Source organism: Vibrio sp. 1751, assembly GCF_033339895.1.
GTDB lineage: Bacteria > Pseudomonadota > Gammaproteobacteria > Enterobacterales > Vibrionaceae > Vibrio > Vibrio alginolyticus.
In genome coordinates this window covers 1-16151 of the sequence record NZ_JAWOVM010000083.1, presented here as the reverse complement: position 1 = coordinate 16151, position 16151 = coordinate 1, and the positions used below count along the sequence as shown (strand labels likewise).

The following is a 16151-nucleotide window of genomic DNA, read 5'->3' as shown; positions in this document are numbered from 1 at the left end:
TTTGTAATCTCAACATTTAAGGAAGACCAAGATGAAACCGGAAAAAGTAGCAGTAGTCACTGGTGCGGCTCGTGGTATTGGCCAAGCGATTTGTGAGCAATTACTGGAGGATGGATTCCACGTAATCGGGCTAGACATATCGCCCGTGGAATGGAGCCAGTCGGCGCAGCTAAGCAGTTATCAAGTCAACTTGTGTGATGCCGAAGCTGTCAGTGAAGTGGTAGAAAGTGTTGTAGAGCAGCACGGAAGAATCGATGCTCTGGTTAACAACGCGGGCATCACTCGAGATGCACTGTTGCCAGACATGTTAGAGCAAGACTGGGACAGCGTGATCGACGTGAACCTAAAAGCGGTGTTCTTACTCACCCAACGTGTTGCTCCTGTCATGCTAGAGCAGGATGCAGGTAGTATTGTCAGCATTTCTTCTATAGTGGGAACGGATGGTAACATCGGCCAGAGCAACTATGGCGCAAGTAAAGGCGGCGTCATCTCAATGAGCAAAGGCTGGGCGAAAGAACTGTCAAGAAAGGGTGCACAGATACGCGTTAATTGTGTCGCGCCAGGCTTTATCGCCACCGACATGACCAAGAACCTGCCAGAGAAAGTCATTCAAATGATGGAAGGCAAAACCCCATTAGGGCGCATGGGCTCAGTTCAAGATATTGCCAATGGCGTCTCTTTCCTAACCTCAGACAAGAGCGCCTACATCACAGGCCAAGTGCTCAAGATTGACGGTGGGTTGGTATTATAGCTCGTTAATCAAAAACTAAATTAAAAATGCCTTTTACTTATGTAAAGGGCTTTTTTGTTTGAGGAATGTTATTCGGGCTTTTGACACTTTCACTTTATTCGTTTCGCACTGCCGGACTTGTATGATTAAGTATAGAGTGAGTACACATAATTCACTTTTACATCGTTCTCTGTTATTAACCTAGATATGTAGCTAATCAAAAATTTTAACTTCGAAATAGAATAGCTGTTGAGGTATTAAAGTATGATTTTGTTGCCCATGGTATTAATTTAAATGATAATGCCAAGAAATAATTAACTTTGAATACTCACTATGTACTTAAAAACTGTACTGTTTAGCGCGTCAACTCTTCTTATTTTGGGTTGTAACTCCGAATCAACTAACCCATCTACTGAAGAAAGCGGATGGATAGTTGTAAGCTCTCACTCCGAGCCAAGAAAGCATCAGGTAATTTACGAAAAACATAGCAGGAAAGGTCTAAGTCTTGCCACTAACGTTCCGGATCTTGACCTGCCTTTAACTTACCAACTGGCGAACCAAATTATTGAGGTCAAAGAAGAGCTTACATTTGGTGAAAATATTGACGGGAATCGCCTAACTTGGAAAGCTATTGGCAATTCTAAACTTAGAGAAAATCAAGTCCACTACGGAGTTAATAAAGATTACTCAGCTTCTAATGAAGGTATTGCTATCGGTTATGTTAACTTTGAGTCGAGGTTTGAGGCTGAAGGACAGCTTGGAATCGAAAAGTTAGTAATTGCGATGTATAACGATGTCAAGAGTGTCGAATTTTACTCTGGATGGGATAGTTCTAAAATATCTTGTTACCAAAATACGTTTGATGAAGACTTAGCTTGTTACGGTGAAATTTTAATTAACGACGATATAGTTCATGTTTTTGATAAATATCTGTCGTATGAATATGTAAACATGGTTTACGACACCGTTATGTCCAAAGGTCGAGAAGATATAATTGAGGCAGATTTTCAACATCAAATTAAATACTTACTAGTTGAAGAGAATAACGTTGAGATGCATTAGCTTGATTACTTTTTGGTAATGAGTGGCTTTTCGAAGCCGAAGTGACCATGAGCAAGATTATTAGATTTTACAAAACTCATTTATGTTCAAAAAATGAGTTTTGTAGATATTAAAATGCATGGAGCCAAATGCTCTCACTGATTCTATGAAGTTTTTTGTGCGCTCTAACCACAAGACAATCTATAAAAGACGTTGAGCCAACGTCTTTGCCACAATGCCACCTGTTAATAAGGCTTTCAATGCCTCTTTCTCATTACTATTCAAATGTGCGCTGGTTAATGATTTTTCTGTAAGTAACACAATTGAACGTGATAGAAGTAACAAAATTACCTCTTTGCGGTAACGTTCCCGAAAAGTTTATATATTATCGCCCTCATTGATATAAGTAGTAGAGACGCTCTGAGTACGAGCGCTCTGAAATTCAGGCTTTAGATGGACATTTAAAGTCACCATAAGTTTGCGATTTTTCTTGGGAACGTTTGCAATATGCCTAAGTATAAATTTACGTGAGACTATGGAAATGAAACTACACACTTTGACGATGGCAGTAGCGCTTGGACTGGTTACTGCACCTGTATTCGCAGCAACAGATGTTGACGCTCTTGAAAAGCGAATTAATGAATTAGAACAGAGACTTGAACAGACAGAAAAAGCATCCACAGAAGCAAATGAGAAAGCCTCAAGCTTTGAGTTTCACGGCTACGCTCGTTCCGGGCTACTGATTAATGACGATCTGAATGGTGCAGTGGGTACTGGTCCTTACATGACGGCAGCTGGTGCTATTGGCGCTCCAGTTGGGCGATTAGGGGTAGAGGATGATCACTATGTGGAAGCAAACCTTATTCACAAACGTTTTGCAGATGATGGTTCCAGCGCATTGTTCCGAATCATGTTGGCAGATAGTACGGAAACCAATAACGAATGGACGGCGAGCGAGAGTCAATTAAACGTTCGTCAGGTATATGCTGAGCTAAACAAGTTGAGTATGTTCTCTGAATCAAGAGCTTTTGCTGACGCGACGTTTTGGGCTGGTAAACGATTTGATCGTGATAACTTTGACATTCACTTCTTTGACTCGGATATTGTTTTCTTATCTGGCACTGGTGCTGGTGTGTATGACGTCCAAATGAGCGAATCATGGAAAGCAAACTTCTCGATCTATGGTCGTGATTTTGGTGAGATTGATAGCTCGTCAACGGATGTTGAAAACTATATCGCGACAATGAACAACCGCTTCGGTAATTGGCAATTGATGCTGAGCGGCATGACGTCAGCTGATAACAATGATCGCGTAGAAGGAGCAGCGGACAAAGGTTTACATGCGATGTTTGCTTACCATGGCGATACCTTCTTTGGCATGAGTGAAGGCTTCTCTAAAACCGGTATTTTGATGGGTGATGGACTGGGTGCGGAACTTAAAGGCATCGGTTCAAACGGAGATTTGTTAGAAGACGCAAAAGCCGTACGCTTGTTCAGCTATGGTGTAACACGCATCGGCGACAACTGGCGTGTAGCACCTGCGTTGCTAGCAGAACACAGCCAAGATCGCTTTGCTAAAAATGATGAATTTACGTGGGCATCGTTCAACATCCGCTTAGCGCAAGAGTTTACGCAGAACTTTGAGATGGTTTATGAAGGCTCATACCAATACATGGACCTAGACAATGCGATTGATAAAGCAAGTGGCAGTTTTTACAAAGCGACAATCGCACCAACGCTTAAGATGTCTACCGCTGCAGGTTTCTTTGACCGTCCGGAGCTACGTTTTGCAGTTAGCTACGTTGATTGGAGCGAAGACTTGAATGGCTACTCGATTAGCCAGGATGCGGGTGCTGCAACGATGGGTGATGGTGGTGAAGTTCTGTTTGCACTGCAAATGGAAACTTGGTTCTAAAGGGATCTAACCGACAAAGAGTAATAAGAAAAGCGCCAACTGATTTCAGTTGGCGCTTTTTCATTAACAGGACTGACGCTCAATTGTTTTGAAGGTTAGTACCATCTTACTCATTTCAAAACTTCTGTTGGCAATTCTATCTAGTAGCAGTTTCGCACCATTTTCACCCGCTTTATCAAATGCATAGTTAAATGTTGATAAGGTTGGGGTACACACTGATGCGAGCTCATCATCACCAACTCCTAGCACTAAAACGTCTTTACCCGGTGTTAACCCGAGCTCTTGAATCGCTCTCATCGCACCGATAGCAATACGGTCTGTCGCACAGAACAAGCCATCTAGCTTAGGGTTCTTTGTTAAGTGTTGTTTTGCCAATGAATAGCCAGAATCGATGGTAAAGTCACCACGAGCATGGAAGGCGATCTCAAAACCATGGTGTTGCAGCGCTTGAACAAATCCTTCAGAGCGTTGCTTATCTACCGCGATATCGTCACCTTGCACGCCAATAAAACCCATGGTTTGGCAACCTTTTGCAACCAGTCTATTTCCCGCTTCAAACCCTACTCGTGCGTCATCATGAATGATGCTTGGAATATTAAACATGGAACCATCTTGACCGACGAGCACAACTGGAACGGCTGAGTTTTGAATTGCTTTTACCAGCTTGGAATCGAGGTGGGTGGCGTAAAGAATGATCCCTTCAACCCGTTTTTGGTTAAAGATCTGAATGTATTCCAGTTCTTTTTCGTGGGCTTGGTGAGTGCTAGCAAGTAAGACATGTTTCCCTGCTTTTTCAAGGACATCGGTTAATCCATCGACACCTTGGGATGTGGCATGAGAGGAAACCCGAGGAACAATGACACCAACCAGATTGGTCTTTTGAGATTTTAGATCTTTAGCGACTTGGTTTGGCACATAGCCACACTCCGCTACTGCTTGGCGGACTTTCAGTTTTGTCGCTTCTTTTACGCCATATTCATCGTTTATAACCCGTGACACTGTTGATTTTGATACGCCAGCCAGACGGGCGACATCATGCAGACTCGCCATTGTTCCTATCCATTCTGTTTTTCGTTTTTGGGATTGTTTGCAAAGAGAAGATGAAAAGCTCTTTGATAAGTAGCGATTCTAACCTCCTATACTGCTCTTAGGGAGAGAATTTGACGATCATTCTCACATTCTCTCTGCTTTATCTTTGATCATTTGGTTTTATTGAGCAAAAATCTGTTTTGCAAACGTTCCCGAAAATTTCGCAAGCTCAGATAATAATCCAATGGGGTATGAAATGAATTATCCGGCAGTAGCAAAAGAGTTGTTAACTCTATTAGGTGGTAAAAGCAACATCACCGCACTTGCGCATTGTGCGACACGCTTACGCCTTGCCGTTGCAGATGAGCAAAAAATAGATGAACAAGCGATTGATAGCCTTGAAGGAGTAAAAGGGCAGTTCAAAGTTGCGGGTCAGTACCAAATCATTTTTGGATCTGGCATCGTAAACCAAGTTTATGCAGAAATGGCGAAGTTGACGGGGATGAGTGAAATGTCCACCAACGACGTTGCGTCTGCTGGCGCAGAGAAACAAAACATTGTTCAGCGCGCGGTGAAAGGGCTGTCTGATATTTTCGTTCCAATCATTCCAGCAATCGTCGCTGGTGGTTTGTTGATGGGTATCTATAACCTATTGACTGCTCAAGGCTTGTTCATTGATGGCAAATCTTTGATTGATGCCAACCCAGGACTGACAGACTTGGCGAACATGATCAACACGTTTGCGAACGCGCCGTTTGTTTACCTGCCTATTCTGCTGGCATTTTCAGCCAGTAAGAAGTTTGGCGGTAACCCATATTTAGGGGCGGCGCTAGGTATGTTGATGGTTCACCCTGACTTGCTGAATGGTTGGGGATTCGGCGGCGCATCTGTGTCTGGCAACATTCCGGTTTGGAATATTCTTGGCTTTGAAATCCAAAAAGTGGGCTACCAAGGTTCGGTGTTACCGGTTTTGGTATCGGCATTCATTCTTGCGAAGGTTGAGCTAGGCTTACGTAAAGTCATACCTTCTGTTTTAGACAACCTTTTAACGCCATTACTGGCGATTTTCATAGCGGGTTTGCTGACGTTTACTGTCGTCGGTCCGTTCACGCGTGATATTGGTTTCCTATTGGGTGATGGTCTGAACTGGCTATACAACACTGCTGGCTTTGTTGGTGGTGCGGTATTTGGTCTTATTTATGCTCCGTTTGTTATTACTGGTATGCATCACAGCTTCATTGCGATTGAAACTCAACTTCTTGCGGATATTGCGACGACGGGCGGCACCTTTATCTTTCCTATTGCGGCGATGTCTAACGTTTCTCAAGGAGCGGCAGCGTTGGCGGTGGGCGTGATGAGCAAAGATAAGAAGATGAAAGGTATTGCGATTCCATCTGGTGTTACGGGTTTGCTAGGTATTACAGAACCGGCTATGTTTGGTGTTAACTTAAAACTACGTTACCCATTTATTGCGGCAGTTTGCGCTGCGGCGTTATCAAGTGCGTTCATCACAATGTTTAATGTGAAAGCTCAGGCATTGGGCGCAGCTGGTCTTCCAGGCATCATTTCCATTACGCCAGAGAAGATTGGGTACTACATCGCGGGTATGGTGATCGCGTTCTTGACCGCATTTGTTCTCACCATTGTTCTTGGTATGCGTGACCGCGCTAAAGTCGGTAGAAAAGCAGCGGCTTAATCTGAACTCCTTAGGGGTGGAGTCCCCCAAAATCCACTTCTTTTCCTAAATGTTTGGGGTGCTAGCCAAGCACTAATGGCTTGGCTAGCCTTTTTCAATTTTTACTTGGTAGTGAAGGTGTTCAACACGTTGGACTATCAGGGCTTTAATTTCAAGGTAAGCAAGATGAATCAAGTGTGGGTAACTGGTGATGCTGTTGTCGATCTAATACCGGAATCTGAGACTTCTTTACTCAAATGTCCCGGTGGTGCACCAGCGAATGTCGCCGTAGCTATTGCTCGTCTATCTGGTAAGAGTGCGTTTTTTGGACGTGTAGGTGATGACCCATTTGGTCGCTTCATGCAATCAACGCTCGATCAAGAGGGCGTGAGCACGGAGTTTCTCGTTAAAGATCCTGAGCAAAGAACATCAACAGTGGTGGTGGATTTAGACGAGCAAGGTGAGCGCAGCTTTACGTTTATGGTAAAACCGAGCGCTGATCAGTTTATGTCTGTTGAAGACATCCCTAACTTTAAGCAAGGTGATTGGCTGCATGTCTGCTCGATTTCACTGGCAAATGAGCCAAGTCGAAGCAGCACATTTGAGGCGATCAAAAGAGCAAAAGCCGCTGGTGGTTTCATTAGCTTTGACCCTAATTTGCGTGATGAAGTGTGGCAAGATCAATCAGAAATCCAAGCTGTCGTGATGAAGGCTGTAGCGATGGCCGATGTGGTTAAGTTCTCTGAAGAAGAGCTTTTGTTCTTAACTGACTCAACATCGATGGCGCAAGGTTTACAACAAATAGCCTCTTTGAATATTGCTTTGGTCTTGGTGACACAAGGTGCGAAAGGTGTTTGGCGCGTCTTTGAAAGTCAGAGTGAACTGATCACAGGTCAAGTCGTTAGTCCGATTGATACCACAGGTGCGGGTGATGCTTTTGTCGGAGGGCTACTGGCATGCCTGTCTAGGTATGACGATTGGAAAAATCATCCTGTTGTTAGCTCTGCGATTCAATGGGCAAATGGCTGTGGTGCATTAGCGACGACGAAAAAAGGCGCAATGACCGCGCTTCCGACCCAGACAGAATTGCTGCAATTTATTGGGCAATGATCTCCAGATCCAATTTCAGTTGAGAAAAATTATGAGCTTAAACAACCGTTGGACTGTAGAGCAAAGATATCGCCGACTTGAGCAAATCCCTCAGTGTGATATCGAAGAAATGACACTTTCACGTCAGCAAGATAAAGGCTTTCCTAGTTTTCATATCGCCCCTAGATTTGGGCTGTTAAATGACCCAAATGGGTTGTGCTATTTCAATGGTGAGCACCACATCTTTTACCAGTGGACGCCTGTGGGACCAGTCCATGGAATGAAGTATTGGTACCACCTTTCTACTAAAGACTTCATCCATTTTACTGATCATGGTGTGGGTCTTCATCCCGACCAAGACTACGATTCACATGGTGTCTATTCGGGCGGTGCTTTGGTGGAAAACAACAAGGCTTTGCTGTTTTTTACTGGTAATAAGCGTGACCAAAACTGGAATCGAATTCCAGCACAGTGCTTTGCCACCATGGATTCAGATGGCAACATTGAAAAGCATGGTGTGGTCATTGAGAACGAACATTACACGGAGCACTTTCGTGATCCAAAAGTTTGGAAGAAAGGCGACGACTATTTGATGGTGGTGGGTGCTCAAACCAAAACTGAGCATGGTTCAATGGCGCTCTATCAAAGCAAAGATTTGAAAACGTGGCAGCATAAAGGTCCTATCAAGACCAAGTTTTCTGACCTTGGGTACATGTGGGAGTGTCCTGATTTCTTTGAGATTAATGGTCAATCGGTGATGCTGTTTTCTCCACAGGGCGTGAGCAGTAATAATCCTTATGATTTCAAAAACATCTATTCTGTTGCGTATATCGTGGGTGATCAGTTGAACCTAGAGTCGATGATTTTAGAAAACCACCAAGATATTTTGCAGCCAGATTATGGGTTTGATTTCTACGCCCCACAAACCTATTTAGATGAGAATGGGCGTCGCATTCTTATTGCATGGATAGGGTTGCCAGAAATCGACACACCATCGGTCACACACCAGTGGGCAGGAATGTTGTCTCTTCCTAGAGAACTAACGTTGAAAGATGGTTTTCTTGTTCAAGCTCCGCTCCCTGAGCTGAAGAGTTTAAGAAAAGAAGAGGTGGTCTTTGCACAATCCCATACACTGGAAAGCACAAGTTGTTTGATCCAATTAGACCTTGAGGGCGATGGCTTTGAACTTGAGCTGAGTAACCTCAAAGGTGACAACATCGTCTTTAGTGCGACAGAGCACGAGTTTATGCTGGACCGTCGTCACATGTCTCATTTGTACGCAGAAGAATTTGGTAGCATTCGAAAAGCACCAAGATTGGACGCTAAGCAGACGATTGATATATATATCGACAATTCTGTCATCGAGATTTTCATTAATGGTGGCAAACACACGATGACCAGTCGTTTCTTTATTGATGACCTTAGTAAAGTAACGTTGATAGGGTTGGAACAAGCAAGGCTTTTCCCTTTGAAAGGTATAACTGGTTTGTTTGAATCAGCTAAGTAACGGTTTCGAATACATTAAAACGCCCTTCATTGATTTAGTGAAGGGCGTTTTTCTTTCTAACTATCTAACTTAACTGCCTATCACGCACGTAAGTTGTTTGAACTAAGGTATCCAGAACAACTTCATTCTTGGTGACTTTGAAGTTTAGCGGTTGTTCTAAATCCCCAAATAGAGGTGCGCCGCCGCCAAGTAGGATAGGGAAGCGCGTGATCACCATTTCATCGATAAGATCTTCTTTCAGGAAGTTCTGAATCGTCACTCCGCCGTCGATGTAAAGATCGTTAAAGCCTTTTGCGTTTAGCTCCGCAAGCACATCTTTTTGCTCGCCTTTTACTAGAAAGACTTTGTCTTCGTAGCCTTGTGGCACTTCTGTCATGGTATTGCTGAGTACAAACACAGGTTTGCTGTATGGCCAATCGCAATCAAAGCTCAGTACGACATCTAGGGTGTTGCGCCCCATTACCAAGCCATCAATACGCTCCATCAGTGAGAAGAAACCAGTATCAATGTTGTCTGGATTTGGTACTGAATGTAGCCAGTCGAGTTTGCCCTGCTTATCTGCGATGTAACCGTCCAGACTGGTTGCAATAAATACGATATTTGCCATGAGTACCTCATCAAAATGGTGATGCTTGAGCCAAGCTAAAGTATGGTTTAAAATTAATTCTACAATGTAGAATAAGTATGAGTTTATCGAGAAGATCAAATGTCTGTCAACGAAAAGAAACGCGGGAGACCAGCCGCTAAGCAGTCGCAGTTAAGCGCAGAAAGCATCCTAGATACAGCTAAGTCATTGATGAAAAAGGATAGCAAGGTACCAAGTATTCGCTCGTTAGCGACGCAATTAAATGTGGATCCTATGGCGATCTATTACTACTTCAAAAACAAGAATGCGTTGCTTGAAGCGTTGACCACATCGCTGGTGGAGGAAATTTATCAACCGAAAGTGAATGAAGATTGGCAAGGCGAACTCAAAAATTTGTGTATTAGCTACATTGAACTGCTGCGTGAGTACAACGGGTTATTGCAAACCATGCTGAGCATGACATCGTATGGCCCTGCTCAAGTGTTTACCGAGCGCTATCAAATCATTGTTCAGCCTTTGGCACTGTCTCCGCAAGTGGAGAAAGACAGTTTGGATCTATTGGCAGATTACCTACACGGGTTCGCTTTCTCGATCAGTTGTTGCCACGATACGAGTTTGATTCAGACGGAGATGATGGATGGGCCGTTGAATCTGATCTGTTCTTCGTTATTGGCATCTCGAACCTAGTTCACATTATCGCGACGTTTTTACTTATAGCGTGAAAGAAAATCCCATAACCAAAGGTTCTAACTAAAAGAGATTGCAGGACTTTTATTTAGCGAATTCGACCTAATATCTTGAGTATGCCTAATCGCAGTTGGCGAAGAGGTGATGTTAATAATGCTTGCTGGCGCGTAAGACCCGTCAGTTTGAAGATGCATTCAAACACAATAAGGGAAAACAATGGCTAACGAATACATTCCACCAAAAGTTTGGACAAACGATAATGAAAACGGCGGTCAGTGGGCGAGCATCAACCGTCCGGATTCTGGCGCACGTCATGAGCAAGAGCTTCCAGTTGGTGAGCACCCATTCCAACTTTACTCAATGGGTACCCCAAATGGTCAGAAAGTGACGATCATGTTTGAAGAGCTTTTGGCGGCTGGCGTAACGGCAGCAGAATACGATGCATACCTGATTAAGATTGGCGATGGCGACCAGTTTGGCTCTGGCTTTGTGGCTGTTAACCCAAACTCTAAAATTCCGGCATTGGTTGACCGTTCGGGTTCTGAGCCAGTGAACGTGTTTGAATCTGGCAACATCTTGTTTTATCTAGCAGAGAAGTTTGATCATTTCTTACCAAAAGAAGGCGCTAAGCGTGCTGAGGTAATGAACTGGTTATTCTGGCTGCAAGGTTCTGCGCCATATCTAGGCGGTGGTTTTGGTCACTTCTACGCGTACGCACCAGAGAAGTTCGAGTACCCAATCAACCGCTTTACAATGGAAGCAAAACGTCAGTTAGATGTATTAGACAAGCGTCTTGCGAACAATGAATTCCTAGGTGGCGATGAGTACAGCATCGCTGATATCGCAACATGGCCATGGTACGGCAACCTTGTGTTGGGTCGTGCTTACGATGCGGCTGAATTCTTAGACGTAGAAAGCTACAAAAACGTTGTGCGTTGGGCAAAAGTAATTGATGAGCGTGAAGCGGTAAAACGTGGTCGAATTGTGAACCGTTCATGGGGTGAAGAATGGGAGCAGTTACCTGAGCGCCACAGCGCAGAAGATATTGATAAAGTATTGAAACTTAAACCATAAGCAATCTTGGCCTAGCTACGTCAAATGAGTTTAGTTTTATCTATGCTTATACAGTGACCTTAATCAAATCTATAGCGCACCATATACGGTGCGCTATTTTTATTCTCATTTAGTCTCGAAATGCTAATTTATATCACCTCTTGAAGAGCATTTAGTTCGTAGATGAATCTTTAATGTATTTATATATTATGATGCAAAACAAAGCTCATATTTCCATGTTAAATATGGACTGGTCATACTGCTTTCTAATAATTAAATTATTTAAAAATTATAAACTGATTTTATATCCATTATAAATAAAATTAATGATAATTAATATTTGACATAACCTCTAAATTTATGTGGAATATGCGAGTTGATTTGTTTTGAAGAAATAAAATTAATTTCTAGTACTTTTATTTAAGACAAGCTTAGCTTTTAGCGATGTTTAATTATTAATGCTTATATCATGAAAGAGGATATGTATGATGTCGTCGTTTGAGTCGTACTGGGTTGGGATACGTCAAAGAATAGCCGAACAAACCGAAGGTAACCGCAGTTTAAAGTCTCTAGTCATTAAAAAGCAGCGTGTGAACTTAAATAACAGTGGGTTATCCTTTCGCGCTAAGTCCGGATGCCTTATTCCTCACTGTTATACCAAGTTCTCTGATGAGATAAACCTAAAAACATCGAAAAAATCGTCTCTTAGTTTTAAGAAAGGAAAGCTGTATTTTTCTCCGATTTAATAATAAATGAAATTTACATAAATTATAATATTAGGTTTTTAAATTTATCGATAATTAATTACAATTTTATGATGCGTTTTCAATATGTTCTCTTGGTAAGTAATTAACTGGACTTATTGTTGGTTGTTTTTGTTGTTTCCTATTTAGATATGGATAAAAGCTCAACTACTTTTCCTATACCAACTTACTCCCTGAATTGACTTGCGCGCTTTTTCTCTCCTCTCAAAAAAACATAGCGTTACGGAATTATTTTCGCTCCTGTTTCATTCTTCAAGACGAAAGCTCTACCTACCTCTCATTATTTTCGACAAACATTGAGTAAAAGTAACCAATCGTAACAAGGTGGCTGTAACTGAGCGCCGTTTCAATATACTCGTTTTTTAACTAGGTAATCCCGCGCTTTGAATTCATTCGGGTACCGTTTGTAAGCCTTAAATGCTACTAAGATAAGATGTCATGATGAGAAAAAGTACTATATTACACACAGTGTTAATTACAGGGTTCGCTGCTGTATCCTCGTTGGCTTATGCTGCGCCTTCAGTTGTGCCAAATGCGCCGGAACTCAGTTCTCGTGGTTATGTTTTGATGGACTTCCATACGGGGAAAGTACTGGTTGAACGTGATGCCCACAAACGTTTAAACCCCGCGAGTTTAACGAAGTTGATGACTGCTTATGTAGCTGGTCAAGAAATTAATACAGGCAATATTACGTTGAATGATGAGGTTGTCATCAGCCGAAATGCTTGGGCAAAAAATTTCCCAGATTCTTCAAAAATGTTTATTGAAGTCAATACTTCCGTTTCTTTGTCTGACTTATACCGTGGTCTGATTGTTCAATCTGGTAACGATGCCAGTGTCGCTATTGCTGAGCATGTTGCGGGAAGTGAATCAGGGTTTGTGAGTTTGATGAATAGTTGGGCCGCCAAGCTTGAATTGTCTAACACGGCATTCACCAACCCTCACGGCCTAGACAGTGACGGTTTATATTCGACACCTTATGATATTGCCAAGTTGGGCCAAGCGATTATTCGTGACTTACCTGATATCTATCCGCTGTATAGCGAAACCTCGTTTACTTACAATGGCATCACTCAATACAACCGTAATGGCTTGCTTCGTGATCGTAGTATGAATGTCGATGGCATGAAAACTGGTTATACAAGCGGCGCGGGTTATAGTCTAGCGACTTCTGCAACACAAGGTGATATGCGTTTGATTGCCGTAGTGATGGGAGCGAAGAGTGAGAATGTTCGTGAATCAGAAAGCAAGCAGCTGTTGAGTTATGGCTTCCGCTTTTACGATACGGTAATGCCGACTGAGGCGGGTGCGGAACTTGCGAAAGCTCGAGTTTGGATGGGCGAAAAAGACGAGCTTACTGTCGGCGTAGCTAACGATGTTTATCTCACTTTGCCAAAAGGAGATGTAAAAAATCTGCAAGCGGAAGTTGAATACAACGGTGATTTAGTTGCGCCAATTTCTGAGCAACAAGTGGTTGGTAAAGTGCTTTACAAAGTCGACGGTAAGGTCGTAAATGAAGCCGAGCTCGTTGCATTGGAGTCCGTGGAGGAAGGCAGTTTATTCAAGCGAATTTTAGACTGGTTTAAGCAATTGGTCGCTAGCTGGTTCTAAACAGTAGCGAACTTCTGTCTATATCACTCTATCTTGTTAATGTTCTATTAAATCAATTTACTAAGGCGACCAACGTGGTCGCCTTACGTTTTTGGAATACTCGTTGCGTTAAAACACAGGCCCTCTTGTAAGGGTGTGTTTTTACCTGACCAAGAGCGTTTTGTGTTTTTGGGTGCGAGAGAAAAGAAACTAGAACAAGAATGGAGTGACACGTGCACAAGATTTTATCTTTGACATTGATTTTATCGCTCATGGGCTGCGCTATGCCTTACCAGCAGGAGGTCGATAGCGGCCAATGTGTTGGAGTCATGACCTCTCAGGATGCATATGGTTATTTAAACCCAAACCATTACACGATGCAGGTACTCGCGCTAAAGCAAGAAAAAGATGTGAAAGATTATATTCGCTATATCGATCCTAAGCATCCGGTTTGGGTTAACTGGAAAAACAGCCGAGGCACGCGTTGGTATACGGTAACTGTTGGTGATTTTAAAACGAAGCAGGATGCCTACAATGCGCTTTCTTCATTACCAAGCCGTGTAAAGCAGTCATCCCCGTTTGTGCTGACTTTTGCGGAAATGCAGCGTAAGCAACAAACGAGTGTTGTGAGAATGCGTTAACCAACAAAAAACGGAAGCGATGGCTTCCGTTTTTGTATTTAGGAGTAAGCTTAAAGCGCCGCTAAAATCGTTTCTGCTTTGCTTGCTTCAAACTCTTTTGGCTCTTCAACGTTTAGCTTAGTCACTGTGCCGTTTTCAATGATCATTGCGTAACGTTGTGAGCGAATACCACCAAAGCCGCCTGTATCCATTTCAAGACCTAATGCTTTAGTAAAGCTAGCGTCGCCATCACCCAACATCAAAATCTCAGAAGCGTTTTGAGCTTCGCCCCACGCTTGCATCACAAATGCATCGTTTACAGAAACGCACGCAATTAAATCAACACCTTTTGCCTTTAGCTCATCAGCTAATACCACATAGCCTGGTAGATGGGCTTCTGAACAGGTAGGGGTGAATGCGCCAGGTACAGCAAAGAGTACGACTTTCTTGTTCGCAAACAGTTCTGTAACGTCGTGGTTCACCATACCATCGGCAGTCAACTCACTTAGAGTTGCAACTGGTAGAGCTTGGCCTTGTTGAATCATGATTCTATTCCTTTTTGTGTGCTAGTTTAGCTTTCTCAGTCTAGCGTTTATAAATGCGGTTAACCACAGAGTTTTTGTAGGGTTTTAATACCTACGCGTTTGGCCTAAGGCGTGGCACTGATGCCTTTATTGCAAAGCTTCGTGCTGGTTTACGTATTGGCTAACAAGGTGACGATATTTCGCCTTTAACTCGTTATCGATAAAGCTGGCATCAATCGCGTTCATTGTAAATTGGGCAAGTTCACTCTTACTCATTGGATGTGCGTTGTTGACGGCCAGAAAGTTATCCGTCATGTAGCCACCAAAGTACACAGGATCGTCTGAGTTAATCGTTACAGCGACACCTTTTCGTAGCAAATCCACAATATTGTGATCTTTCATATCGTCGAATACACATAGCTTAAGATTCGATAACGGACACACTGTCAGTGGCATTTGGCTTTCGATTAAGGATTCAACTAATGCTTCATCATCAACACAGCGAACACCGTGATCCACGCGGCTCACGTAAAGCATTTCAATTGCATCGCTAATATTTTGTGCGGGGCCTTCTTCACCTGCGTGAGCAACGGTAAGTAAGCCTTCTTCTACTGCTTGTTTAAATACGCGCTTGAATTTAGCTGGCGGATGACCTTGTTCTGAAGAATCTAGTCCAACACCAATGATCTTATCACGGTGTTTCAGAATAGCCTGTAGGGTCTCTATGGCGCTCTCTTCTGAAAGGTGACGGAGAAAACACGCAATAATTTGCGAGGTAATGCCAAGTTTTTCGTGACCATCTTTTAGCGCACGAGCGATTCCATTGATAACAGTGTCAAAGTCTATGCCGCGTTCTGTGTGTGTTTGAGGGTCAAAAAAGATTTCGGTATGAATAACGTTGTCTTCTTTACAGTGCAGTAAGTATTCCCAAGTGAGATCGTAAAAATCTTGCTCCGTACGCAGAACTCCCGCTCCTTGGTAATAGAGGTCGAGAAATGATTGTAAGTCTGTAAACTGATATGCGCTGCGTAGTTCACTCGGAGAAGAGTAAGGGATCTCGATGCCGTTTCGTTTTGCTAATTTGAATAAGAGTTCCGGCTCAAGTGAACCTTCGATATGTAAGTGCAGCTCTACTTTTGGAAGACCTTGAATAAATGCGTTCATATTCCACCTTATGTGTATTGTGGATGCAGTTACTCTAAGAATAGGTATAGATAGAAATAAATCGAACGCTATCACAAAGAGTAAGACCCACGATGATCTCAACTCTTCGTAATCAGCACTTTGCGGGAACTGGTAGAGACCCCCAAACCATATCATTGGGGTTATACGAAGCAAACG

The 16151-nt window shown here is 42.9% G+C and carries 14 protein-coding genes and 1 riboswitch; of the genes, 10 read left to right on the top strand and 4 right to left on the bottom strand.

Annotated elements, in window-relative coordinates:
- The first annotated feature begins 31 nt into the window (after window positions 1–31).
- The 3 genes from fabG (at window position 32) to R7041_RS19285 (ending at window position 3686) form a co-directional block, all read left to right on the top strand.
- On the top strand, window positions 32–751 hold the full coding sequence (gene fabG / locus R7041_RS19295) for a 3-oxoacyl-ACP reductase FabG (protein WP_064369380.1): 720 nt from the start codon (window positions 32–34) through the stop codon (window positions 749–751).
- A gap of 312 nt (window positions 752–1063) precedes the next feature.
- On the top strand, window positions 1064–1792 hold the full coding sequence (locus R7041_RS19290; protein WP_053808946.1) for a hypothetical protein: 729 nt from the start codon (window positions 1064–1066) through the stop codon (window positions 1790–1792).
- Between the two features lie 520 nt (window positions 1793–2312).
- Window positions 2313–3686 (top strand): carbohydrate porin, encoded by a 1374-nt coding sequence (locus R7041_RS19285; protein ID WP_042523226.1) that lies wholly within the window; start codon window positions 2313–2315, stop codon window positions 3684–3686.
- A 63-nt stretch (window positions 3687–3749) separates the two neighbouring features.
- Here the strand turns inward: R7041_RS19285 and R7041_RS19280 are convergent, their stop codons facing one another.
- Window positions 3750–4736 (bottom strand): LacI family DNA-binding transcriptional regulator, encoded by a 987-nt coding sequence (locus tag R7041_RS19280; protein WP_005373712.1) that lies wholly within the window; start codon window positions 4734–4736, stop codon window positions 3750–3752.
- A gap of 235 nt (window positions 4737–4971) precedes the next feature.
- Here R7041_RS19280 and R7041_RS19275 point away from each other — a divergent pair, with 235 nt between their 5' ends.
- The 3 genes from R7041_RS19275 to R7041_RS19265 all read left to right on the top strand — a co-directional run bounded on the left by R7041_RS19275 (window position 4972) and on the right by R7041_RS19265 (window position 8986).
- A complete protein-coding gene (locus R7041_RS19275) occupies window positions 4972–6411 on the top strand; it encodes a sucrose-specific PTS transporter subunit IIBC (RefSeq protein ID WP_025767958.1) in 1440 nt (479 codons plus the stop codon).
- Window positions 6412–6576: 165 nt separating this feature from the next.
- Entirely contained in the window at window positions 6577–7500 is a 924-nt protein-coding gene (locus R7041_RS19270) for an aminoimidazole riboside kinase (RefSeq protein WP_064369378.1), read from the top strand.
- A gap of 31 nt (window positions 7501–7531) precedes the next feature.
- Window positions 7532–8986, top strand: coding sequence for a sucrose-6-phosphate hydrolase (locus tag R7041_RS19265; protein WP_064369377.1), 1455 nt, complete (start codon window positions 7532–7534; stop codon window positions 8984–8986).
- Window positions 8987–9050: 64 nt separating this feature from the next.
- Here R7041_RS19265 and R7041_RS19260 read toward each other — a convergent pair whose 3' ends face one another.
- Window positions 9051–9593, bottom strand: a complete 543-nt coding sequence (locus R7041_RS19260; protein WP_054576134.1) for a dihydrofolate reductase family protein — start codon at window positions 9591–9593, stop codon at window positions 9051–9053.
- A gap of 99 nt (window positions 9594–9692) precedes the next feature.
- Here R7041_RS19260 and R7041_RS19255 point away from each other — a divergent pair, with 99 nt between their 5' ends.
- The 4 genes from R7041_RS19255 (at window position 9693) to R7041_RS19240 (ending at window position 14307) form a co-directional block, all read left to right on the top strand.
- Window positions 9693–10259, top strand: a complete 567-nt coding sequence (locus tag R7041_RS19255; protein ID WP_054576133.1) for a TetR/AcrR family transcriptional regulator — start codon at window positions 9693–9695, stop codon at window positions 10257–10259.
- Between the two features lie 216 nt (window positions 10260–10475).
- On the top strand, window positions 10476–11333 hold the full coding sequence (gene yghU / locus R7041_RS19250) for a glutathione-dependent disulfide-bond oxidoreductase (protein WP_005373705.1): 858 nt from the start codon (window positions 10476–10478) through the stop codon (window positions 11331–11333).
- Between the two features lie 1184 nt (window positions 11334–12517).
- A complete protein-coding gene (locus R7041_RS19245; RefSeq protein WP_017819852.1) occupies window positions 12518–13687 on the top strand; it encodes a D-alanyl-D-alanine carboxypeptidase family protein in 1170 nt (389 codons plus the stop codon).
- Between the two features lie 212 nt (window positions 13688–13899).
- Window positions 13900–14307 carry an SPOR domain-containing protein gene (locus R7041_RS19240; protein ID WP_005373701.1) on the top strand — a complete coding sequence of 136 codons (408 nt, stop codon included), beginning with the start codon at window positions 13900–13902 and terminating at the stop codon, window positions 14305–14307.
- Between the two features lie 50 nt (window positions 14308–14357).
- Here R7041_RS19240 and R7041_RS19235 read toward each other — a convergent pair whose 3' ends face one another.
- Window positions 14358–14831, bottom strand: a complete 474-nt coding sequence (locus tag R7041_RS19235) for a peroxiredoxin (RefSeq protein WP_005373699.1) — start codon at window positions 14829–14831, stop codon at window positions 14358–14360.
- A gap of 126 nt (window positions 14832–14957) precedes the next feature.
- On the bottom strand, window positions 14958–15974 hold the full coding sequence (locus tag R7041_RS19230) for an adenosine deaminase (RefSeq protein ID WP_017819853.1): 1017 nt from the start codon (window positions 15972–15974) through the stop codon (window positions 14958–14960).
- An 89-nt stretch (window positions 15975–16063) separates the two neighbouring features.
- A riboswitch (purine riboswitch) is annotated at window positions 16064–16149 on the bottom strand.
- Between the last annotated feature and the right edge of the window lie 2 nt (window positions 16150–16151).